The 21095-nt window shown below is 58.4% G+C and carries 17 protein-coding genes and 1 pseudogene; 10 read left to right on the top strand and 8 right to left on the bottom strand.

Features of this window, described 5'->3' with window-relative positions; all coding sequences use genetic code 11:
- Window positions 1-46 precede the first annotated feature (46 nt).
- The 7 genes from C1713_RS01870 to C1713_RS12030 form a co-directional block, all read right to left on the bottom strand.
- Complete coding sequence (locus C1713_RS01870) at window positions 47-1756, bottom strand: adenine deaminase C-terminal domain-containing protein (RefSeq protein WP_102492844.1); 1710 nt, start codon at window positions 1754-1756, stop codon at window positions 47-49.
- 9 nt (window positions 1757-1765) lie between these two features.
- Window positions 1766-3082 (bottom strand): NCS2 family permease, encoded by a 1317-nt coding sequence (locus C1713_RS01865; protein ID WP_102492843.1) that lies wholly within the window; start codon window positions 3080-3082, stop codon window positions 1766-1768.
- A gap of 211 nt (window positions 3083-3293) precedes the next feature.
- Window positions 3294-5207 (bottom strand): DUF2075 domain-containing protein, encoded by a 1914-nt coding sequence (locus C1713_RS01860; RefSeq protein WP_245870910.1) that lies wholly within the window; start codon window positions 5205-5207, stop codon window positions 3294-3296.
- Window positions 5208-5518: 311 nt separating this feature from the next.
- The gene (locus C1713_RS01855) at window positions 5519-6928 is read right to left on the bottom strand and encodes a glycoside hydrolase family 26 protein (RefSeq protein WP_102492841.1); all 1410 of its coding nucleotides are present in this window, start codon (window positions 6926-6928) and stop codon (window positions 5519-5521) included.
- A gap of 80 nt (window positions 6929-7008) precedes the next feature.
- A complete protein-coding gene (locus tag C1713_RS01850; RefSeq protein ID WP_006690722.1) occupies window positions 7009-7284 on the bottom strand; it encodes a hypothetical protein in 276 nt (91 codons plus the stop codon).
- Between the two features lie 438 nt (window positions 7285-7722).
- Entirely contained in the window at window positions 7723-8340 is a 618-nt protein-coding gene (locus C1713_RS01845) for a peptidoglycan recognition protein family protein (RefSeq protein ID WP_102492840.1), read from the bottom strand.
- Complete coding sequence (locus C1713_RS12030; RefSeq protein ID WP_050342103.1) at window positions 8337-8510, bottom strand: hypothetical protein; 174 nt, start codon at window positions 8508-8510, stop codon at window positions 8337-8339. The genes C1713_RS01845 and C1713_RS12030 overlap by 4 nt, the downstream gene beginning before the upstream one ends.
- A 217-nt stretch (window positions 8511-8727) precedes the next feature.
- On the opposite strand from C1713_RS12030, the gene C1713_RS01840 reads away from it, so the two are divergent.
- The 5 genes from C1713_RS01840 (at window position 8728) to C1713_RS01820 (ending at window position 13973) form a co-directional block, all read left to right on the top strand.
- Complete coding sequence (locus tag C1713_RS01840; RefSeq protein WP_170950746.1) at window positions 8728-10641, top strand: BglG family transcription antiterminator; 1914 nt, start codon at window positions 8728-8730, stop codon at window positions 10639-10641.
- Between the two features lie 160 nt (window positions 10642-10801).
- Window positions 10802-11254 carry a PTS sugar transporter subunit IIA gene (locus C1713_RS01835; RefSeq protein WP_102492838.1) on the top strand — a complete coding sequence of 151 codons (453 nt, stop codon included), beginning with the start codon at window positions 10802-10804 and terminating at the stop codon, window positions 11252-11254.
- A 25-nt stretch (window positions 11255-11279) separates the two neighbouring features.
- Window positions 11280-11600, top strand: coding sequence for a PTS fructose transporter subunit IIB (locus C1713_RS01830; protein WP_061945524.1), 321 nt, complete (start codon window positions 11280-11282; stop codon window positions 11598-11600).
- An 18-nt stretch (window positions 11601-11618) separates the two neighbouring features.
- Window positions 11619-12674, top strand: coding sequence for a PTS fructose transporter subunit IIC (locus C1713_RS01825; RefSeq protein WP_102492837.1), 1056 nt, complete (start codon window positions 11619-11621; stop codon window positions 12672-12674).
- Between the two features lie 27 nt (window positions 12675-12701).
- Entirely contained in the window at window positions 12702-13973 is a 1272-nt protein-coding gene (locus C1713_RS01820) for a class II D-tagatose-bisphosphate aldolase non-catalytic subunit (protein ID WP_061945516.1), read from the top strand.
- A 373-nt stretch (window positions 13974-14346) separates the two neighbouring features.
- Here the strand turns inward: C1713_RS01820 and C1713_RS01810 are convergent, their stop codons facing one another.
- Window positions 14347-15708, bottom strand: a complete 1362-nt coding sequence (locus tag C1713_RS01810; RefSeq protein ID WP_102492836.1) for an alanine/glycine:cation symporter family protein — start codon at window positions 15706-15708, stop codon at window positions 14347-14349.
- Window positions 15709-16064: 356 nt separating this feature from the next.
- Here C1713_RS01810 and C1713_RS01805 point away from each other — a divergent pair, with 356 nt between their 5' ends.
- The 5 genes and pseudogenes from C1713_RS01805 to C1713_RS01790 all read left to right on the top strand — a co-directional run bounded on the left by C1713_RS01805 (window position 16065) and on the right by C1713_RS01790 (window position 20939).
- Window positions 16065-16784: a DUF554 domain-containing protein gene (locus tag C1713_RS01805; protein ID WP_102492835.1), complete on the top strand. Its 720-nt coding sequence runs from the start codon at window positions 16065-16067 to the stop codon at window positions 16782-16784.
- Between the two features lie 359 nt (window positions 16785-17143).
- Window positions 17144-18526: a class III extradiol ring-cleavage dioxygenase family protein gene (locus C1713_RS01800; RefSeq protein WP_102492834.1), complete on the top strand. Its 1383-nt coding sequence runs from the start codon at window positions 17144-17146 to the stop codon at window positions 18524-18526.
- On the top strand, window positions 18523-19353 hold the full coding sequence (amrS, locus tag C1713_RS01795; RefSeq protein ID WP_102492833.1) for an AmmeMemoRadiSam system radical SAM enzyme: 831 nt from the start codon (window positions 18523-18525) through the stop codon (window positions 19351-19353). The genes C1713_RS01800 and amrS overlap by 4 nt, the downstream gene beginning before the upstream one ends.
- Window positions 19347-19691: pseudogene (locus C1713_RS12630) on the top strand (WG repeat-containing protein); the annotation flags it as partial. The gene amrS and the pseudogene C1713_RS12630, both read left to right, overlap by 7 nt.
- 84 nt (window positions 19692-19775) lie before the next feature.
- Window positions 19776-20939 carry a WG repeat-containing protein gene (locus tag C1713_RS01790; RefSeq protein ID WP_245870908.1) on the top strand — a complete coding sequence of 388 codons (1164 nt, stop codon included), beginning with the start codon at window positions 19776-19778 and terminating at the stop codon, window positions 20937-20939.
- Window positions 20940-21095 lie beyond the last annotated feature (156 nt).

The following is a 21095-nucleotide window of genomic DNA, read 5'->3' as shown; positions in this document are numbered from 1 at the left end:
GTGCTGCTGCACGAAGTTTTCCAGCTTCGTACAGCAGCACTTTTCGTTACACAATCAAAGGCACTGCGGCGCCTTTTTTCACGTCGATGATCCCCTTGTCAGTCAGTTTGAAATACGGGCTGACGGGCAGCGGAATGGTGCTCAGGGACATGATGACATTGTCGTGGCGATAGCCGCAGTCCGCAAGGACATGGCGAACATGCGCGATCTGCTCGCCGAGGACGGGGAGCGGGCGGTCAGAGAGGATGCCCGCGATGGGGAGCGGTGCACACGCAGTGACGCTTCCGTCCCGTACAGCGGCAATACCGCCCTGCATGTCGATGACGGCGTTTGCTGCCGCCGTCATATCGGCTGCCGTCTGTCCGAGGACGAGCAGGTTGTGGCTGTCGTGCGCATAGGTAGTCGCCGCCGCACCGCGCGTGAGCGCTGTCCCGCCGACGAGCGCCATGCCGCAGCCGCCATTTTTGCCGTGCCGCTCAAAGACACAGGCAAGGTTGTAGGGGCTGCTCTCCCAGTCGATCACGCCGCCGCGCACGGGCAGTTCTGCCCACCCCTCCGCGACAAAGGTCGTATGCTCCTGCACCTCGAGGATGCGGCAGAGCACCGCCCCCTCCGTGATCGGCGCACGCAGAACGAAGTCCTCGGCACTGCGCGGCGCCAGATGCACGCTGCGGTAAAAATGCGCGGGGAACGACGTGTCCCGTTCCGGCTCCTCCCACGCCTCGCCGCGCGCAAAGACCTGCCGTCCCGCGCGCCAGACACGCTCGATCTCAAAGGCCCGCAGATCCGAGAGCACGACGAAGTCGGCGATGCGGCCGGGGGCAATCGCGCCCTTATCCCGCAGCCCCATATGCTGCGCGGGTGCATAGGTCGCCGCATAGACCGCCTCCTCGGGCGCAAGGCCGAGCTCCATGCTCCGCCGGACGAGGTGGTCCAGCTGCCCGCGCCGCATGAAGTCATCGGGCATCGTGTCGTCCGTGACGAGGGCAAAACGCCCCGACAGACGGTTCTCCATGAGGTAGTCGAGAAACTCTTTCTTCAGTGTCTTTTCCTGCAGCTGGATGAACATTCCATTTGCGGCGCGCTGTGCGAGCCCCTCGAGCGACTGATCCGTATGATCGGAGCGGATGCCGCGATAGAGGAGCTGCGCCAGCTCCCATCCGACGAAGCGCGGGCAGTGCCCCTCGATGGAGAAATCCGGCCGGCCGTGCTGAATCTGGCGGATCAGACGATTCGTCTTGGAGTGCGCGTCTGCAATGACCTCGCGGCAGTTCATCACCTCGCCGAGGCAGATCACCTGATCCATGTGCATGAGCGCCTCGACATCATCGTTCTCGATCGCAGCACCCGCCGTCTCGAGCGCGTCATTCGTCGACGGAACGGACGAGGGGATGGCGATGCGGACGTCGCAGGGGCCGTCCTGCGCACTCTGCATCAGCGCGCGGATGCCCGCGAGACCGAATACATTTGCGATCTCATGCGGCTCCGCGATGAGCGTCGTCACACCGCTGCGTGCCGCGCCGTTCATAAACGTACGCGGCGCACACATCGTACTTTCAATGTGCATATGGCAGTCGATCAGCCCAGGGATGACGTACTGCCCCGCGAGATCGACCGTACACCGCGGTGTGAGCGGCAGTTCGTCCATGCCGACATAGGCGAAGCGATCGCCGCTGACGGCAATATTGCCCGGGATGAATTTTTTGAGATAGCTGTTGTATATCTTCCCATCAGTCAGAAGGATGTCAATATCCATACCATACTCCTATTTTACCCCTGCAATGGCGTAGAAATAATACGCGAGCAGGAGGGCAAGCAGATAGTGTCCCTTGTGCAGCTCCGCCGTGCGCCCCATGGCAAGTTTGATAATGACGAACGAGATAAAGGCGACGGAGATGCCGTTCGCGATGTTGAACGTGAACGCGGTGAACGCAACGCAGAGAAATGCAGGGATATACTCGGCGATATCCGTATAGTCAAGATTGCGCATACCCGCCATCATACTGACGCCGACGTAGATAAGGACAGGCGCCGTCGCCGCTGCGGGGATCATGAGCGCAAGCGGCGTCACCGCGAGGATGAGGAGGAATGCGAGGGCCGTCGTGCACGCCGTCAGTCCCGTGCGGCCGCCCGCCTCGACCCCCGCGCCGGACTCGAGATAGGTGATGAGCACGGGGATCGTAAAGAGTGAGCCGATCGTCGCGGCGATGGAGTCCACGTGAAAGACCTTGTCAAGCCCCGGCAGATCGCCGTTTTTGTCGAGGAAACCTGCCTTGCCCCCGATGCCGATCGCCGTGCCGAAGCTGGAAAAGAAGTCCGGCAGGAAGAACGCAAAGAGGAACGGCAGATACGCGAGATTGAGCGCACCACCAAGGTCAAAGTTGAAGAAAATGGGGGCGATGCTGTCCGGGATACGGAAGATGCTCTCGGGAATCTTCGTAATGCCCATCGGGATGCCAATGACCGTCCCCGCGAGAATACTGATGAGCGCTCCACCGCGCACCTTACGTGCAGAGAGAACCAGCAGGATGATGAAAGTAATCGCCGCGAGGAGGACAACCGGCTGTGTGAGATCGCCGAACGAGAGCGCGACCTTCTTCGCATTTGCTGCGAGCAGCTTTGCATTGCGCATCCCGATAACCGCGAGGAAGATGCCCACACCCGCACCGATCGAGATCTTGATGCCGCGCGGGATTGTCGTGACAATAGCCTTTCGTATGCCAAGCACTGTCACGATGATAAAAAGCAATCCGCTCAGAAAAACGATCGCACTCGCCACACCAATCGGTACATTCTGCAGCTGCACCATCGTAATCGAAAAAATCGCGACACTGCCCATGCCGGGCGCGAGGGCAAAGGGACGGTTCGTATACAGCCCCATCGCCATCGTCGCAACGAAGATCATGAGCACCATGCCCGTAAGCATCGCTCCCGTCGGAACCCCTGCCTCCCCCATCATATGCGGCACAACGGCGAGCACATAGCCCATCGTTGCAAATGTCGTGAGCCCTGCGATGACCTCCGTTGTCACCGTTGTGTGATTCTCCTGCAGCCGAAACTGCCGCTCAAAGAATGAATTCATTGGACACGCCTCCCAAAGGCAATCATAAAAAATTGAAGACGCTTTATTATAAACCTGTTATCAAACTTTTCCAATAATAAAGACGAAAATATTTCCTGCGTCTCTAAAATCCTGCGTCCTTCTCAATATGAGGAGGATTATGGCACGCGCAGCCAATGCCGAACGAACGCCGGATGCCAATGCAGAGGAATGATCCCCGCAGTGAGGCTGATTAAATCTCTCGCAGTCCCAGCGACTTCAAGTATTCATACGTACCATCATAGTATTCCGGCCTGCGCGTTTCATCATCCATGTCCCCCTCAGGAACGAAGATGACGAGGCCTTGCCGGGCCCGGGTGAGGAGGACGCGATAGGCGTTCTTCAGATAGCGTTGCCCTTGTTCCTTATTGACGTGCATCCAGCGGGCTCCGCGGCAGTCAAAATAATCGAATCCACCATCACAATAGCGGAGATCTGCGTCCCACGCAAGGAGCCCATAGTCGATCTCGAGGCCCTGTACCTCAAACTCCGTAGCGGGAACCTCAAGGAAACAAGAAGCATCTGCATTCGCCGGATCATTCAAGAACCATGCAACAGGATCCCGCTGCACATTCACCCAAATGCCAACACTTCTCAAACGCTTCGCCTTTGAACTCGCAAGCACCCCAGATCGCTCCGTCCCGCGCACCTTGCTGCGCACCCACGCCTTTGCACGCGCAAGATCTCGCGTCAAAACGATGGGATAGTTCAAATAAAGCGCAGCATAGAGCTCTCGTGCCGCAGCTACATCCTCATCGAGCAGTGCCTTAACGAAATCTGCAAGCCGCTCACTCCGAAAGGAACGCAGCGATACGCCCAGATGCAGGGACGAGACAACTCGATACGCCCGATCCCCCAGCATCCGCTGAATGTCACTGCTCCCCACATACTCACTGTCTGTCATCCGATCCGATAGATGGATCTCCCAGTCCGGATATTGTTCACGTAGCGCATGCAGCCATTCCGCTATGCCGGCCTCCCCCGTATTGATCTCCTGCCCGCCGCCGATGAGACAGACGATCACCGCCCAGTCTGCATGCCGGTCCATGATGCTGATGAGAAACTCCGGCTCCGATTGGTGAAAATCTGGCACACCCTTTTTCCGCTTCATAAATTTCATCAGTGCATCAGCATCCCATGCACGCTGCGCCTCGTCAAAAATGGCAACTTTCTCGATGGGCGGGCGCAATGAGGACAACGCCTCATCACGGAATTTATGAATCACCTGAATAAAAGACTTCGTTTCTCGTCGCGCCTGCTCTTTGGTCACATTGTGCGTCGCTGCCCGATCACGTGCCAATGCCTCCTGCAGAACCGCAACGAGGGGGCCATTCCCCGAGAGAAATACGGCATGTTCATCCTCATTGAATTGATGACGCGCATTGGCAATATTCAGACCCGCAAGTGTCTTTCCCGCCCCAGGAACTCCTGTGATAAAACAGATCGCCTTTTTGTGGCGTGCCTTGCATTCATCTATGATCTGATTGATCGCTGCCGTCGTCACAGTCAGATTTTCTGCCCCCGCATCACTGCGCGATATATCACGAACTGAATGCGCGCGGTAGAGTGCCTGTGCCGCCTCAATGATGGTCGGTGTCGGCGCATAGCGCGCATCCAGCCACGTATCCATGGGTAGAGGAGCGGCATGCATCTGCGACAGGACCTGCCGAAGCACGCCCTCGATGTTATGCCGATTGCAGCAGAGCACCTGTGCAATCCCATCTTCCATCAGAGCCAGTGTATTCGTCTGATCGGCCGCCTCCGTCGGCACAATGATCGGCACGATTGTGCGGTCCCGACTCGCCTCATGAAAATACTTGAGGTCAAGGGCATAATCCATCACTTGATCTTTTGTTGATTTTGCATACGTATCATCCCCGACCTTGAACTCCAGCAGGAAAATAATTCCCTGGATGATGAGCACGACATCCACACGGTGTCCCATACGCGGAATCGTGAATTCAAAGGCGATCTCTCCGTCCGGAAAGGAGGCAAGCTGCTCCTTTAAAATCTGGATCTCCGCACGCCATGCGTTCTTTTGAATATCCTCGGTCCGAAACGAATCCTCGATCATCAACCGCCCGAGGATATGATCTTCTTTTGCCATCAAAAAAGAAGAAATTGAATCCGAATAATATGCTCTTCTCATTATGTTTCCCTATCGCAAATATAAAGACACATTCCCTCAGTAATGCCAAGGGCACAACAATCCCTCTCAAGATTGATACGAACTCATTTTGCTCAGTATAGCACACAGATGCCCGTCCTTGTTCGCTTTTTTGCGAAAAGCAGCCGCTTGGCGTAGGGATTTTACCTGCAGAAAGAGAACGAAAGGTAAGGTATCATTTCTATCGCAAGGAAGGTCTATGGGGGAGTGCGTGCGGCCGGGATACCCGGCGATTTCCCAGCCCCCAATCTTTATTCCTGCACAGGCACAGGCAATCCCCGCCAGTCTCCGAGACCGTCGGCGAAGAGCGAGGTCTCCTCATTATAGTAGTCAATGAATCCGTCGACGAGCTCGTGGCCGCGCGTATCGCTGACCATGAAGGGCTGGTAGAAGTTCTTCTCCTCCTGCTCAAAGTTCGCCCACGTCATGAGATACGGGATATGATGACGCCGCGCGACGGCTGCCGCCGCACTCGTCCAATGCGGATCGTCATTGCCCGTGAGTGCGAGCCCGCCGCCGTTTTTATGAACGCCGACCTCGGTGAGCGCAGGGAGTTTGCCGTGCGCATCCGTCGCAGACACAACCAGCGCCGCCGCATGCTCGAGCCGCTCCAAAAAGGCGGGCGTATCGTCGTCATCGTCGTAGAAGTCAAAGCCGAATACGTCCACATACGCATCGCCCGGATAGCGGTCGAGATAGTCCTCCGCCGACGAGAACGGCGCGTTCGGCGCATAGACGTAGAGCGCATTGTGCACGCCGCGTACATCGCGCAGATAGTGGACCGTGTACTGCCAGAGCGCAGTGTAGTCCGCGCCGTCCGTCCCCGCTGCGCCCCACCAGAACCAGTCTCCGTTGTGCTCATGGAGCGGGCGAAAGAGCACGGGGATGCCGCGCCTCTGCATGCGCAGCAGAAAATCCGCGACCATATCGAGGTAGGCCGTATAGACCGGATGCAGATCGCCGCCCGGAACGGCGCGGTGCAGGACATGCCCCGAGAGATCGTCCGGCGAATAGCCCGAAAAGTCATAGCCGCCAGCCGCCTGCGGTCGCTTGGCCGCGCGCGCGAGGTTGGGAATGTGCATGGAGAGCGTCAGGATCGCGCCCTCGTTCGACGCCTCTGCCGCGATCCGCTCGAGTTTGTCCGCACAGCTCATGCCCGCTGCGCGCTCCGCATCGGTCAGCTCCAGCTCCTCACCCGTCAGCGAGAGTGCGTCGAGCCCGACGATCCCTGCGAGCGCGCCCGTCATGTCCTTCGTATCGGAGTTCGTACCGCTGTCGATGCGAAAAAATTTATGATGCGCGTCGTTCTGATGTCCGTAGATCGTGTACTGCAGGCGCCCGAGCGCTGTAAGATACGCATAGAGCCGGCGCGTCTCCGCCGTCACCGCCGCATCGGCGAAATGCACCGTACGCGGAGCAGCGGCGGCCGTCACCGCCGCATCGGCGAAATGCACCGTACGCGGAGCAGCGGCGCGGAGCGTCTCGAGTGCCGGTGCGTCGCGGCGCGCCTTTGCCGCGTCGGGCAGAACCGTCCGCGCCCGGTAGACAGGATCCGCCGGATCGTCCACGGGATGTGCAGCGGCAGAGAGCGGCATAAGCCCGAACAGAGCGCCGATCAGGACATATGTGCGCATTGCCCCGGCAAAAGTGGAATATATCATCCGATTTCCTCCTTTGCAGATATTATAGCACAAAAAAACACCCGCCCCCGTAGGAGTGGGTGCCCTATGATCTCCGAATATCAGGTATTCTTCGCAATGATCGCGCCAACGACAGCGCCTGCGATGGCGGCCGTAGTCATGCTTCCCTTCGAGTAGCGCTTGCTGCCGCTCTTGCGCCGTCCGCCCCATGCGAGCTGCTGAACATCATCGCGTCCGTCAAAGCTCGTGTACGACGCGCGCTCTGCCGGTACACTGAGCGCGTGCGCGGATACCTCGGCCACGCCTGCGGCACCGTAGCTCATGGCGCCGACGATCGCGGCGATCGCAGTCCGCTTCATCATCTTTGTTGTCATCATGTGAACCACATCCTTTCAGACGGCGCTGCCGTCAACCTATCACGGTCTCTGTGGATAGAATACGATGCGCATATGGGAAATGGATATAAAATGAATTTAAGTTCTGTTAGGACTTACTGCTAATTTTTATGACTGCATAAAATGACGGGAGAATCCCGCGTCAGCTTATCGCGTCGTCCGCGGCCAAAGGGGGATCGATCAGAGCGGGCAGGAAGATGTCCGTTGAGAGCAAGGCGAACGCCATAACTGTGCTCAGTATGACGAGGAAGGAACGCCTGCGTTTTGTTCGTTCCATGATCATCCCTTGATTTCCCCAATAAAATGACCGCCGGTCATATTTGCTGAATGCATTATATGACTGACGGTTATTTTTATGGATCGGAATTTGTGAGGTACCGTGATCGTATATGAGGGTCCTCTCTGCCTTGGCAGGGCGGTCTACTTGTGCTGACGATACCACTGTGCCTTTCCTCGAAGCACGTCGCCGCCGCGCGTGCCGTCCTTCGCCCACGGGGCGAAGGCGGGGCTCTCCGCTGTACCGAGGTACTCGAGGTCCCAGCGCTCGCATGTCGTGCGCGGTCCATAGGGCGCGTGGGCACAGACGCCGTCCGCGTTGTCCGCCGCCTCGCCGTGGGTCATGATGCGTTCGATGTCGATCGTGAGCCAGAGGCCGTCAGCAAGTGCCGCAGCCGCCATCGCCAGCCCCTCGATCTGCGCGGCGGTCGGCGGCTCTGCGCCGAGATCCTCCGTCGTCGCTCCGACGCAGCCGAGGAGGGCGATGCTGACGCTCCCGCTGTTGCGCCGATAGGTCGCGGCGTGCAGCGCATCGAGTGCACCGTCCCCGATCACATAGATCGCGCCGTCCGCGTCGATCTGGACGTGGTAGTCCGCGAAGAACTGCCCGTAGTGCCCCGCCGTCCAGTGCAGGTAGAGCTTCGTCTCGCGTGCGCAGCGCGCGGCGGCATAAGCGAGCGGCAGGCGGTACGCCGCCCCGAGGAGGCGCAGCTCACGGCAGGTCACGCGCCGCATGGCAGACGCAGGAAGCACCGCACTCATCGCGTCCCCTCCTTTTCCCCGCGCATCATGACCGTGCGCCCGAGAAAGCCGATCAGCCCCGAGGCGATGTTGCTCGTCAGCTCCGCGCTCCCATAGAACACGGAGAGAATCGCGACGACGACCAGCCCCGTCCCGACCATCCAGTCCACACGCGGCAAATTGTTTCGCATAAAAAATTCTCCTTTCCTGCCTCACATTTACCTCTATCGAGAGTAGTTGCTGTGAAACGAGAAAAGGAGAGTGCCGTGGGGGTAAATTTTCCATACAAAGTCAAACAGCCCCACAAATTTTATTGTACACAGAAAAAATATGTGTATTATCTGTCTCCCCTCTTTGCTATGATGAATGCATCGCGTAGGGAAGCAGGATACAAAGGAGGTGCAGGAAATGAAACTGATCCGACGGCAGCTGACGCTCTTACGCTATTTGCAAAAGCAGCCGCAGTGGGGACAGCGAGAGCTTGCAGCGGCGCTGCATGTCGCAGCGGCAACGGTAAAAAACGACCTCCTGCAGCTCACGCCCCTGCTCAGAGAGCATGGTGTGGAGATCTCCATACGCTCGGGCGGAGGAATCCGCCTGATCGGACGGGAAAATTTGAGTTATCTGCGCAAGACCGCCCAAACAATGCAGGAGTTCTCCCTCGAAAGCCAGGTACGCCTACTCCTCTTGATGAGCGATGATTTCATGGTGCTCCAAGATATGGCAGACGCACTCTTCATTTCGAAGTCCCTGCTGGAAAAGGTTATGAGTATCTTGCTTCAAAAGTACGACGACGAGATAATATCCATGCGTCGGCATGGTATACGCATGACAAGCACCCAGTTCGAGCGGCGCAATCTGTTTGCAGAACTCCTGTTGCCGTACTTCAAGGGGATCGACTTCAAGGAGGAAACACGCCTCTTCCACAGGGATCATTTCCCGCTGCTGGATTTCGTGACGGAGGAGGAAGCGGCACGAGCCGCCAAAGCGGTCGGTCTGCTCCGTGCGCAGCGCGCATTTAGTTTCACGGATGAATCACAGCGGTTGGCATATCTCCAGATGGTCTACATCACCTATGTGCATCGGGCCTTCCGTATGGCATCACCGGGGCCCTTGGCCGGAGAGCTTTCCACAGGCATGAAAGGGGAGGCGCTTTGTCAGGAACTTGCGCAGGATGTCGTGCATGCACTCGGGCTGCCTGTCGACGAGCGGGCATATTTTCGCTATCTCTTCCTAAGTCTGCGCAAGCAAAAGATGGAGGATAGCGCATTTTATCGTGAGGAAATGCAGGGTGCATTAAATGAGATTCTCACACGCATCGAGGGGCGTCTTGTACTCGATCTCTCAGGGGATGAGGCATTGCTCTCAGGACTCGCCGTACACCTCTATACGACAGTGATCCGGCGCGACCTCCTCAAGACGACCTTTCAAGAGCACGAGGGACAAGGGATCCGCGTCGAGTACCCGATCGGCTTCGAAATGGCGGTGATCGCAGCACAAGTTTTAGCAGAGATGTATGACTATCAGGTCTTGGAGGAGGAACTTCTCTACCTGACGCTGCATTTCCAAGCGGCACTTGAACGTCTCAGGAGCACAGGCCAGCGCGTACGTGTGCTGGTCGTCTGCCACTATGGCATGGCGGCGGCAAACCTCATCGCCGAGCGCCTTACGCATCTGCACGCGGGCATCTTCATCATCGGCAGCACCTCGATGCAAAGTTTCCTCGCACATGATGCAGCGGAAGCCGATCTTGTCGTGAGCACGGAGGCCATTGCGAATACAGAGGGTCTGCCGCCCGTCCTCTATGTCTCTCCGACGCTGCCAGCGCAGGAACTAGCTGCCGTGCGCCAATTCGTGGAGACCCAAGGGCAGAGGAACGTCCTGCTGCTCTACCTGATGCGCGCACATGTCATGGATATGGAACGGGCAAACAATGCGGAGGAGGCGCTCACGCTTGCCGCGCGAAAACTCGAGGAGGCAGGGGCGGTCACGGGAGACTATCTCGGCAGCCTGTTGGAGAGGGAATATATCTCCTCGACAGATCTCGGCACAATCGCCGTACCACATGGAAATCCCGACCTCGTCCGTGAGACCGCACTCCTCATCATCCGTCTGAAACAGCCGCTCCGTTGGCGGGTCTCTGATATTTCCTATGTATTTATTTTCGCCGTCAGCCGCGTAGACATGGGCCGCCGCCTCCCACTCATCTCAAGTTTCTACAAACGTTTGGTCAGCGAGGAGCTCCGCCGTGCGCTGCCGGAGATGCAGGCACTGCCTGTACAGGAGTTCCGGCTCGAGCTGGCGCATCTTATCGCCGGATGAAATCATCACCTAATATCCATAATAGGAGCAACTGTACCTTCATACAGCTGCTCCTATTTTCACACAAGGATTTGCACGCAGAAGAAAATACGCTGTGTTTTACTCCACGCATTGTTTTGCTATTCTGTGAATAAGGAACAGAAAGGGGGATCTATAAAAAATGATTCGTGAGCCACTGATCTTTGCCAAAGAAGCCCTCAAGAACAAGGAGGATGTTATCCGCCAAATCGCAGGGGCGGCAAAAGAAGAGGGGGTGCTGAGAGATCCGGAGGAATTCATGGAAGCGGTGCTGCAACGGGAAGAAGAGGTTTCAACATCCATCGGATACGGTATTGCGATCCCACACGGAAAGACAGACGCGGTAAAAGAACCATTCATCTCCTTTATGAGCTTCGAGACACCATTTATCTGGGACCAAGAGACGGGAGACGAGGTCAAGGCAGCATTCCTCATCGGCGTGCCGGAGACGAATACAGAGATGCTGCATCTAAAGGCGATCGCCGCCATCAGCAAGAAGCTCCTCGATGACGACTTTAGGGAGAAACTCTATGCCTGTCGATCACAGCGGGAAGCATACGCTCTCCTGAGCGAGATCGACCAGAGCATTCGATAAGTATTTTATTTTAGGAGGGTTTCATATGAAAATCGTCGGTGTAGCAGCATGTATCACGGGCATTGCCCACACCTACATGGCGCAGGAAGCACTGGAAAAGGAGTGCAAAAAACGCGGCTTTGACTGCAAGGTGGAGACACAAGGCGGCATGGGCATCGAAAACGAGCTTGAACAGGATGAAATCGACGACGCGGATGTTGTTGTCATGGCGGTCGCCATCGGCATTGAGGGCGAGGATCGCTTCGAGGAGAAGGACGAAGCAGGACGCGTATTGACCCTGAACCCCGCTGATCTCATCCGTGACCCCGCCGCGACAGTGGACAAGGCGATCGCACTTGTAAAATAGAAGAGGAGGAAAAAGAAAATGGCAGAAGCAAAATCCATCCTAGCTGACTTGACAAAAGCCTTTAACACTGGCGTCAGCTACATGATGCCGGTCGTCGTGGTCGGCGGTATCTGTTTAGCCCTGTCGCTCGCCAGCGGAGACGCGACAGCCGGTGAAGGCATGGTGGTCACGAACCCTGTACTGAAAAACCTCGGAACGCTCGGCATGGCAGGCTTTGCGATGATGATCCCCGTTCTCTCAGGCTATATCGCCTACGCTCTCTGCGGCAAGCCCGGTATTGCCCCCGGCATGATCACGGGCTATCTCGCCAACACACCGTTCGGTGATAACCACGTACAGACAGGCTTCCTCGGCGCAATGCTGATGGGCATCATGGTCGGCTACATCGGTCAATGGGTAAAGAAATGGAATGTCGGCAATACACTGAAGCCCATCATGCCCATCCTGATCATCCCGATCTTCACGACACTCATCGTCGGATTTGCCTATATTTATATTCTTGTCGAACCGATCGGCTGGGTCATGCGTGAGCTGATCTCCATGCTGTCAGGGATGCAGGGCGGCAGCGCACTCATCCTCGGTCTGATCGTCGGTGCGATGGCGGCCTTTGATATGGGCGGTCCCGTCAATAAAACGGCAACAGCCTTCACACTCGCACTGATGGCAGAGGGCATCTATGAGCCGAACGGAGCCTATCGTATCGCCGTCGCTATACCTCCGCTCGGGGTCGGTCTCTCTACTTACCTTTCGCGAAAGAAATGGGAGGAAGCAGATCGGCAGATGGGCATCTCCGCAATCTTCATGGGGCTGATCGGCATCACTGAGGGCGCTATCCCCTTCGCGGTCAAGAGCCTGCGGACTGTACTTCCATCGATCATCATCGGCAGTGCAGTCGGCGCAGGACTTGGCATGATCCACGGTGTTCAGTGCATGGTTCCGCACGGCGGACTGATCGTACTGCCCGCCGTGACTCATGGTGCGCTGTGGTACGCGATTGATATGCTGATCGGTGTCTTGGTTACGGCGCTCTGCCTGCATATACTGCGCAAGGACATAGCGTCGTCAGAAAAATAATATATACATCTAAGGAGGATCTTACACATGTCAAAGATGACCCTGCATGAAGTCGTTCAGAAAATGCTGCGGCTCGAAGGCAGTGCAAAAGCGACAATGGTCGGTATCGGACCCATGAGTCCAACACTCATCAAGGCAACCATGTTGCTCGCCAAGCAAAAGGATTTCCCCCTCATGTTCATTGCGAGCCGCAATCAGGTGGATGCGGATGAACTGGGCGGCGGTTACGTCTGCCATTGGGATCAGGCGCGTTTCCACAAAGCAATCCAAGAAACAGCAAAGGCGGTCGGCTACGAGGGGCTTTACTACCTCTGCCGCGATCACGGCGGGCCGTGGCAGCGCGACAATGAGCGGAACGCTCATCTGCCAGAGGATGAGGCGATGCGCCTCGGCAAGCAGTCCTACCTCGTCGATCTCGAGAACGGTTTCGATCTCCTGCATATCGACCCGACCAAGGATCCCTACGTCGTCGGCAAGGTCATTGATATGGACGTAAACATCCGTCGCACGGTGGAGCTCATCGACTACGTCGAGACGGAGCGCAAAAAGCGCAATCTGCCGCCCGTTAGTTATGAGGTAGGCACGGAGGAGACGAACGGCGGCCTCACATCACCGGAGAACTATGAAAAATTCATCGAGAAGCTGCACGCACAGCTGGATGCGAAGGGGCTGCCGCACCCCGCTTTCATCGTCGGCAATACGGGTACACTCACGCGCCTGACAGAAAATGTTGGTCATGTCGACAGCACGTCCTGCAAAGAGCTTTCTGCGGTCGCAAAAAAGTACGGCGTCGGCCTCAAGGAGCACAACGGCGATTATCTGGACGACGCAACACTCCTTGAGCATCCCGCACTGGGCGTCACCGCGATGAACGTCGCACCTGAGTTCGGCACAGTCGAGACGCAGGCGTATCTAAAGCTCATCGAGACCGAGGAACGTCTGGTAAAACAGGGACTCATCAAGGAAGCCTCGGGGCTCGGCGCAGCGCTTCGTGAGGAATCCGTGCAGAGCGGCCGCTGGAAGAAATGGATGGTCGACGGCAAGGATCAGCTCTTACCCGAGGATATCTTCAAGGACGAGAAACTGACGCAATTGATCATAGAGATCAGCGGTCACTACACCTTCGATCTTCCGCGTGTCAAAGAGGAGATCGCAAGGCTCTATCAGAACCTGGCGGTCAGCGGCATCGACGGCGAGAAATACGTTATCTACAAGATTCAAGCGAGTGTCGATCACTACGTTGCATGCTTCAACCTTACCGGTCTTACCTCGAAACTTAAGGAATCACCGATAAAATAGGTCTTCAGATTGGGGCGTAGACTTTTCGTCTGAACGAGGAAGCACCCCGGAGACAGAGTAGTTCTCTGTGAAGGATTTTCCGACGAAGTTCGGACAAAAAAGATGCGCCGCGATGATCACGATGTATTTATCACTGATGCCCAAAAGGCTGAAGCAGTTCTTTCGACACAATTAAAAAGGGAGTATTGCACGTCAATCAGCGTGTAATACTCCCTTTTTCGCAGCGTATCGTCATGCCGCGCTTTACCATACATCTCAATGTCCATGATATCACTTCCTGCACATAAGAAAGTGATCGTTCCTGCCCCTTACGGGGTGCAGTTTTCTCCTACAGAATCGCATAGCAATATCCAGCCACACAAGAAATACCTGCCTACCGCCGCATCCGCTTGCTACGCTTCACTTTGTCGAGATACCGGCGCGTCTCGTGGACGACGACGCCCGAGAGGGCGATGAGCGCGATGAGGTTCGGGATCGCCATGAGACCGTTGACGATGTCGGCGAGGACCCAGATCGCCTCGAGTTTTAGGAAGGCACCGCAGGCGATGAGCGCGATAAAGACGAAGCGGTACGGCAGAATCGCACGCACGCCCGCGAGGTAGAGGATGGCGCGCTCGCCGTAGTAGTTCCATCCGAGGATGGTCGTAAAGGCGAAGAGAGCGAGCGAGATGGTGAGCAGTGCGCCGCCGATGTGCCCGTACGCGCCCGTGAATGCCGCGCCCGTCATCGCCGCGCCCGCCGTGTCGCTCTGCCATGCTCCCGTGAGGACGAGGACGAGCCCCGTCATGGTACAGATGATGATCGTGTCGATGAAGGTGCCCGTCATGGAGATCAGGCCCTGCTCGGCGGGCTCCTTCGTCTTTGCCGCCGCCGCTGCAATCGGCGCAGAGCCGAGACCGGACTCATTGGAGAAGACGCCGCGTGCAATGCCGTTCTGCATCGCCATCATGATCGTGGAGCCCGCAAAGCCGCCTGCTGCCGCCGTGCCGGTGAATGCCCCGTCGAGGATCAGGCCGATCGCCGCGGGGATGCCGTCGATGTGCATCACGATGATGCCGACGCTGATGACTATGTAGAGAACCGCCATAAAGGGAATGATGCGCGAGGCCACCTCGGCAATGCTCCGAAGGCCGCCGATGGTGATCGCCGCGATCAGCACCGTGAGGGCGATATCCGTCACGAGACGCGGCACGCCGAAGGACAGTTCTGCCGAGTCCACAATGGCGTTGACCTGCGGAAATGTCCCGATGCCGAAGAATGCGACAAGCACCGCCGCACACGCAAAAAATCCTGCGAGCGGGCGATATTTCTCCCCCATGCCGTGACGGATGTAGTACATCGGGCCGCCTGCGATCTCGCCGCGCTCATCCGTCGTACGATACTTCACGGCGAGCAGTCCCTCCGCGTACTTCGTCGCCATGCCGAAGAACGCCGCCATCCACATCCAGAAAATCGCACCGGGGCCGCCGACCTTGACCGCCGTCGCGACGCCGACGATATTGCCCGTACCGATGGTCGCGGCAAGCGCGACGCAGAGTGCCTTAAAGCTCGATACATCGCCCTCTCCGCGGTTCTTTGCCTTGAGGATGAGCGCAAGTGCACGCGGCAGGCGGCGCACCTGGATCAGCGAGAGACGCAGCGTCAGCATGATGCCTGTCCCCACGAGCAGGACGATGAGCGGCGCCCCCCAGAGGAAGGAGTCCACCGCATTCAGTACGGGAAGAAACGATTCCATACAAGATCCCTCCGAAAAAAAAATATGCGCACATTTTACCATGATAAAGCACTAAATGTCTATGGAATCTGTATGTATACAGGAATCAGTGTGCCCCCACCACCGCAAGCGGTCCCCCTCCCCCGTCATACGGGGGAGGCTTCGGGGAGTAACGGCATAATAGCTTCCCCATCTACGGGGAAGTGGCGAGCGCAGCGAGCCGAAGGGGGCGTGCCCCCCTTCGGGGGATCGGCCAGATGAGGCGCTGCCCCCCCCTCCGTCATTGATACGGATCGTCACATCACATATCTTCATTTTACATCCACCGTGAAATGGAGTAGAATATACCATCACGAAATGGGAAAAGGGGTGGGACGATGCTCCCCGGTATCGGAATCATCGCCAACGTCGCCGCCATCGCGCTCGGGGGCATCCTGGGGCTCGGCTGCGGCCGCTTTATCGCGGAGCGCGTGCAGGAGACCCTGATGCGCGCCTGTGCGCTCGCCGTGATGTTCCTCGGGCTCGGCGGCACGCTGCGCACGATGCTCAGCGCCAATGCGGACGGGCAGCTCGCGCTCGGCGGCATCTACATGATGATCACGAGCCTCATCGTCGGTGGTCTCGTCGGCGAGCTGCTGAACATCGAGGCGCGCATGACCGCGTTCGGCGCGTGGCTGAAGCGCGTCTCGGGCAGCGCGGGCGATACGCGGTTTATCGACGGCTTCGTCACCGCCTCGCTCACGGTCTGCATCGGCGCCATGGCGGTCATCGGCTCGATCAACGACCGCCTGCTCGGCGACCCGTCCGTCCTCTTTACCAAGAGCGTCCTCGACGGCGTCATCATCATGCTTCTCACGGCGACCCTCGGCAAGGGCTGCATCTTCTCCTCCGTCTCCGTCGGGCTCTTTCAGGGCGCGATCTTTTCCCTCGCGGGACTGCTCGCTCCCTACATGACGGACAGCGCCCTCGCCGGGCTCAGCTGCGTCGGCAACATCCTCATCTTTGCCATCGGGACGAACCTCCTCGGCCTGCCGAACATCCGCGTCGCGAACTTCCTCCCCGCCCTCGTCATCGCCGCTCTCTGGGGGATGGGGTGAGTGAAAAACAGCCTTCTGCATCATGATCGATACAGGAGGCTGTTTTCATACATATGTCGACACATCGGTCGAATCACTCCGATCCGACAATTCCAATCGAAGTGATAAAGCCATTTTATCGCACCTTCTGCGGCGCGCGTACTCCTCTTGCCAGCGCACCTCATCCCTATACAGAGGCGAGAGAGATGCTTATACACCATGTCCCGTCCGCCTCCAAAGCATCGCGGTTTTTTATCTCTTCGTGCGTCCTTCACCCCTCCCGGCATACCGTGCTGCACGCATCGGATCAATGAAAAATGCAGGGCTTTCGCCCCGCGCGTCGAATCCATATAATAATATACCGAAGAGGAGGTATCGTTATGTCCATCGTTGCCGCATATGCCGTACCGCACCCGCCGCTCCTCCTGCCGGAGGTCGGACAGGGCGAGGAGCGAAAGCTCCAACTGACACTTAACGCTTATGAACGCGCGATGAAGGAGGCGGCAGAGCTCGCGCCCGAGACGGTGATCGTCGCGAGCCCGCACACGGTGATGTACGCAGACTACTTCCACATCGCGCCGGGCGAGATGGCGTCGGGGGACTTCGCCGCGTTCGGCGCGCCCGATCTGCGCGTCATGGCGGACTACGATGAGCCCTTTGCCAAGGAGCTCGCAAAAGCGGCATCCGCCGAGGGGATCGCGGCGGGCGGCGTCGGCGGACGGGGTGCCGCGCTCGATCACGGGGTGATGGTGCCGCTCTCCTTCCTTGAGACACACACGGCGGACTTTCGTCTCGTGCGCGTCGGGGTCTCGGGGCTCTCGCCCAAGGAGCACTATGTGTTCGGCCGGTGCATCTCCCGCGTGGCGGAGGAGCTCGGACGGCGGGCGGTCTTTTTCGCGAGCGGTGATCTCTCCCACCGTCTGACGCCCGACGCGCCGCGCGGCTTTGCGCCCGAGGGGCCGCGGTTTGACAAGGCGTGCATGAAGTATCTGGAGGAGGGCGACTTTCTAAAGCTCCTGCGCATGGATCCCGCGATCTATCAGCCGGCGGCGGAGTGCGCCCTGCGCGGGCTGTGGATGCTGGCGGGCGTGCTCGACGCGCGTGCACTGAAGATCAAAAAGCTCTCCTATCAGGGGACGACGGGCGTCGGCTACGGGCTCGTGTCGTTCAAGGTGATGCGCGAAGATCCGCGCCGCAGCTTCGTGGAGCGATATGAGATGCTGGAGCGGCGCGCCCGCGAGGAACGCCGCGCAGCAGAGGACGACTACGTGCGGCTCGCCCGCCGCGCCGTGGAGACGATCGTCCGTACGGGGAAACTGCCGCCCGTGCCCGCAGAGCTCCCGGAGGAGATGGCAGGGCGCGCGGGAGTCTATGTGACGCTCACACGGGACGGCGCGCCGCGCGGGACGTACGGCACGTTCGAGCCGTCGGCAAAGAACATCGCCGACGAGATCACGCGCAATGCCGCGCACGCCGCACGAAACGACACCCACGTCGCCCCCGTGACGGAGGAGGAACTGGACACGCTCGACATCACGGTCGATGTGCTCAGCGAACCAGAGCTCGTGGACGGCGCAGATGCGCTCGACCCGAAAACCTACGGCATCATCGCCGAGTCGCGCGGGCGCAAGGGCGTCATGCTCCCCGCTGCCCCCGGCACAGAGACTGCCGAGGAGCAGCTGCGCGCCGCCCGCAAAAAGGCGGGCATCCCCGAGGACGCCGAGATCCGCATCTGGCGGTTCACGTCGGAGCGTCACGCGTGACGGCAGTATGCAGTCTCTGTCCCCACGCCTGCCGCCTGCGTGAGGATGAGACGGGCTTCTGCCGCGCCCGCACGAACGTCGGCGGCGTCATCCGTCCGACGAACTACGGGCGGCTGACCGCGCTCGCACTCGACCCCATCGAGAAAAAGCCGCTCTATCACTTCCACCCCGGCCGCGCGATCCTCTCCGTCGGCAGCTATGGGTGCAATCTCGCCTGCCCGTTCTGCCAGAACGCGGACATCGCGGCGGCAGATGCCGCCATACCGACCGAGAACGTACCGCCCGCGCGTCTCGCCGCCCTCGCACAGGAGCTGAGTGCCGCCCCGCACGGCAATCTCGGCGTTGCGTTCACCTACAACGAGCCTCTCATCAGCTATGAGTACATCATGGATACGGCGCCGCTCCTCCACGCGGCAGGGCTCGCCGTCGTCCTCGTCACGAACGGCACGATCTGCGCAGAGCCGCTCGCGCGCCTCCTCCCGCACGTCGACGCGATGAACATCGACCTCAAGGGCTGGCGCGAGGACTTCTACCGACGGCTCGGCGGCGACCTCATGACCGTGCGCGAGACCATCACGCACGCCGTCCGCGCAGGCGTCCACGTTGAGGTGACGACCCTCATCATCCCCGGCATGAACGACAGTCCCGCCGACATGGACGCCGAGGCACGCTGGCTCGCCGCCCTCTCGCCCGACCTCCCGCTCCACATCAGCCGCTATTTCCCGCGCCACCGCATGAGCGCGCCGCCGACACCGATTGCGGACATCGACCGCCTCACGGCGATCGCACGCCGCCATCTGCGGCACGTCCATCGTGGGAACTGCTGAATAAAGATTGTATTGCACAGGAAAATGCGGTATGCTGTGCACATAGGAGTGTTCATTGCAAAGGAGATGAGGCGCATCATGTTACGTACAAAACACAGGCTGCTCCGTTCCATCGCCGCATTTACAGCGGCAGGCTTCCTGTCACAAGCACCGTAGGCGAGGCGGCAAAGGAACCGATCCGCAACGCGTTCTACAGCGGCGTAGAGGTCCTGCTGGACAAGCAAAAGACAGAGCCAGCCACGAGCACCACACCGCTCTCGTTCGTACAGCAGGGCAAAAAATGGGGCGCAATCAATACCGCAGGAGAATTCGTCATTCCGCCGGAGTACGATGAGCTCACCCCCTATACATCGGGCTATGTCTCTGCGCGCCAAGGCAAAAAATGGGGCGTTTTCCGCGATACGGGCAAGCTCATCGTCCCCATGATGTACAAGAGCATCGAGCCGTTTGAAGAAAGCGACATTGTCGTACAGAACACGAACGGAACATGGGACTGCTACGACATGGAGGGCAACGTCTTCCTCCCACGCCAGCAGCGCGACATCGTCCCCGCCCTGCATGGCATTTCTCTCGTACAGGCAAAGGACAAGTCATGGACATTCTACCGTGCAGACGGGACACGCCTGACTGAGAAATCCTATCAGAACATCGGCGTCTTCTCCGAGGGACTTGCGAGCGTTGAAGACAACAAGGGACGCGTCGGCTTCATCAACATGGACGGCACAGAGGTGATTGCCCCCCAATACGGGCTCGCCATGATCTTCAGCGAGGGGCTTGCGGCAGTGGCGGTCAAAGGGAAATGGGGATTCATCGACAAAAGCGGGACAATGGTCATCGCGCCGCAGTTCCGCGACGTTGCGGGCGGATTCAGCGAGGGGCTCGCGGGCGTGCAGAGCAAAAAGAACTGGATCTTCATCGACAAGACCGGTACAAAACAATTCGATGCGCGCTATGAGACCGTTCTGCCATTCAGCAACGGTACGGCAGAGGTACATCGTAAGGTAAAATCGACCAACTTCCTCGGCGCCGCCATCGGCGTTGCCGCCTTTGCCTCGGGCTTCCTCTCACTCGGTACGGATCTATATACCGATCCGAAGATCAAGCGCGGGTACATCGACCACAGCGGCAATGAGATCGTATCGCCAAAGAACAACTACAACTCCACCTATGTGGACGGCATGGCACTCGTTGTCGTCAAGGGCAAATGGGGCTGCGTGAACGAGAAGGGCGCATACATCGTCGAACCAAAATACAACGAGATGCACCGCTTCTCCGAGGATATGGCTGCGGTGAAGGACGGCGACAAGTGGGGCTTTGTCGGGCGCGACGGACAGATCGCAATCGCGCCTGCCTACGAGGAGGCGCATGACTTCCACGAGGATCTCGCCGTCGTCTCCAAGGGAGGAAAGAGCTTCTTCATCGACAAGACGGGGCGTGTACCCTTTCTCGTCCCGAGCATGATCACGACGCTCGGTGACTTTGCATCGGAACTTGCACCCGCGAAGATCGGGGACAAGTGGGGCTTCATCGACCACGCGGGCACGATCGTCATCGCCCCTGCGTACGACGTGGCGGGTACCTTTTGACAGGCTGCACACGCACGGCTAAGACGGCACTCACCTCTCTTCAGTAAAACATCATCTTCCCTCAACAACATATAATGCGTCGAAATAGGACTGTAACGCGCAGTGTCGCACTACAGTCCTATTTGTATGCGGAAACTTTAAGAAAGCGCAGAGAAC

The organism is Centipeda felix (assembly GCF_900186465.1).
GTDB lineage: Bacteria > Bacillota > Negativicutes > Selenomonadales > Selenomonadaceae > Centipeda > Centipeda felix.
This window is presented reverse-complemented; position numbering and strand designations above follow the sequence as displayed.

Bases quoted from the DNA above. Each gene is read 5' to 3' on its own strand.
- C1713_RS01805 (WP_102492835.1), top strand. From the start codon at position 16,065: ATGCTCCCCGGTATCGGAATCATCGCCAACGTCGCCGCCATCGCGCTC.
- C1713_RS01830 (WP_061945524.1), top strand. From the start codon at position 11,280: ATGAAAATCGTCGGTGTAGCAGCATGTATCACGGGCATTGCCCACACC.
- C1713_RS12030 (WP_050342103.1), bottom strand. From the start codon at position 8,510: ATGCGAAACAATTTGCCGCGTGTGGACTGGATGGTCGGGACGGGGCTG.
- C1713_RS01800 (WP_102492834.1), top strand. From the start codon at position 17,144: ATGTCCATCGTTGCCGCATATGCCGTACCGCACCCGCCGCTCCTCCTG.
- C1713_RS01790 (WP_245870908.1), top strand. From the start codon at position 19,776: ATGATGTACAAGAGCATCGAGCCGTTTGAAGAAAGCGACATTGTCGTA.
- C1713_RS01825 (WP_102492837.1), top strand. From the start codon at position 11,619: ATGGCAGAAGCAAAATCCATCCTAGCTGACTTGACAAAAGCCTTTAAC.
- C1713_RS01835 (WP_102492838.1), top strand. From the start codon at position 10,802: ATGATTCGTGAGCCACTGATCTTTGCCAAAGAAGCCCTCAAGAACAAG.
- C1713_RS01870 (WP_102492844.1), bottom strand. From the start codon at position 1,756: ATGGATATTGACATCCTTCTGACTGATGGGAAGATATACAACAGCTAT.
- C1713_RS01865 (WP_102492843.1), bottom strand. From the start codon at position 3,082: ATGAATTCATTCTTTGAGCGGCAGTTTCGGCTGCAGGAGAATCACACA.
- C1713_RS01840 (WP_170950746.1), top strand. From the start codon at position 8,728: ATGAAACTGATCCGACGGCAGCTGACGCTCTTACGCTATTTGCAAAAG.
- C1713_RS01810 (WP_102492836.1), bottom strand. From the start codon at position 15,708: ATGGAATCGTTTCTTCCCGTACTGAATGCGGTGGACTCCTTCCTCTGG.
- C1713_RS01820 (WP_061945516.1), top strand. From the start codon at position 12,702: ATGTCAAAGATGACCCTGCATGAAGTCGTTCAGAAAATGCTGCGGCTC.
- C1713_RS01845 (WP_102492840.1), bottom strand. From the start codon at position 8,340: ATGAGTGCGGTGCTTCCTGCGTCTGCCATGCGGCGCGTGACCTGCCGT.
- C1713_RS01860 (WP_245870910.1), bottom strand. From the start codon at position 5,207: ATGGCAAAAGAAGATCATATCCTCGGGCGGTTGATGATCGAGGATTCG.
- C1713_RS01855 (WP_102492841.1), bottom strand. From the start codon at position 6,928: ATGATATATTCCACTTTTGCCGGGGCAATGCGCACATATGTCCTGATC.
- C1713_RS01850 (WP_006690722.1), bottom strand. From the start codon at position 7,284: ATGATGACAACAAAGATGATGAAGCGGACTGCGATCGCCGCGATCGTC.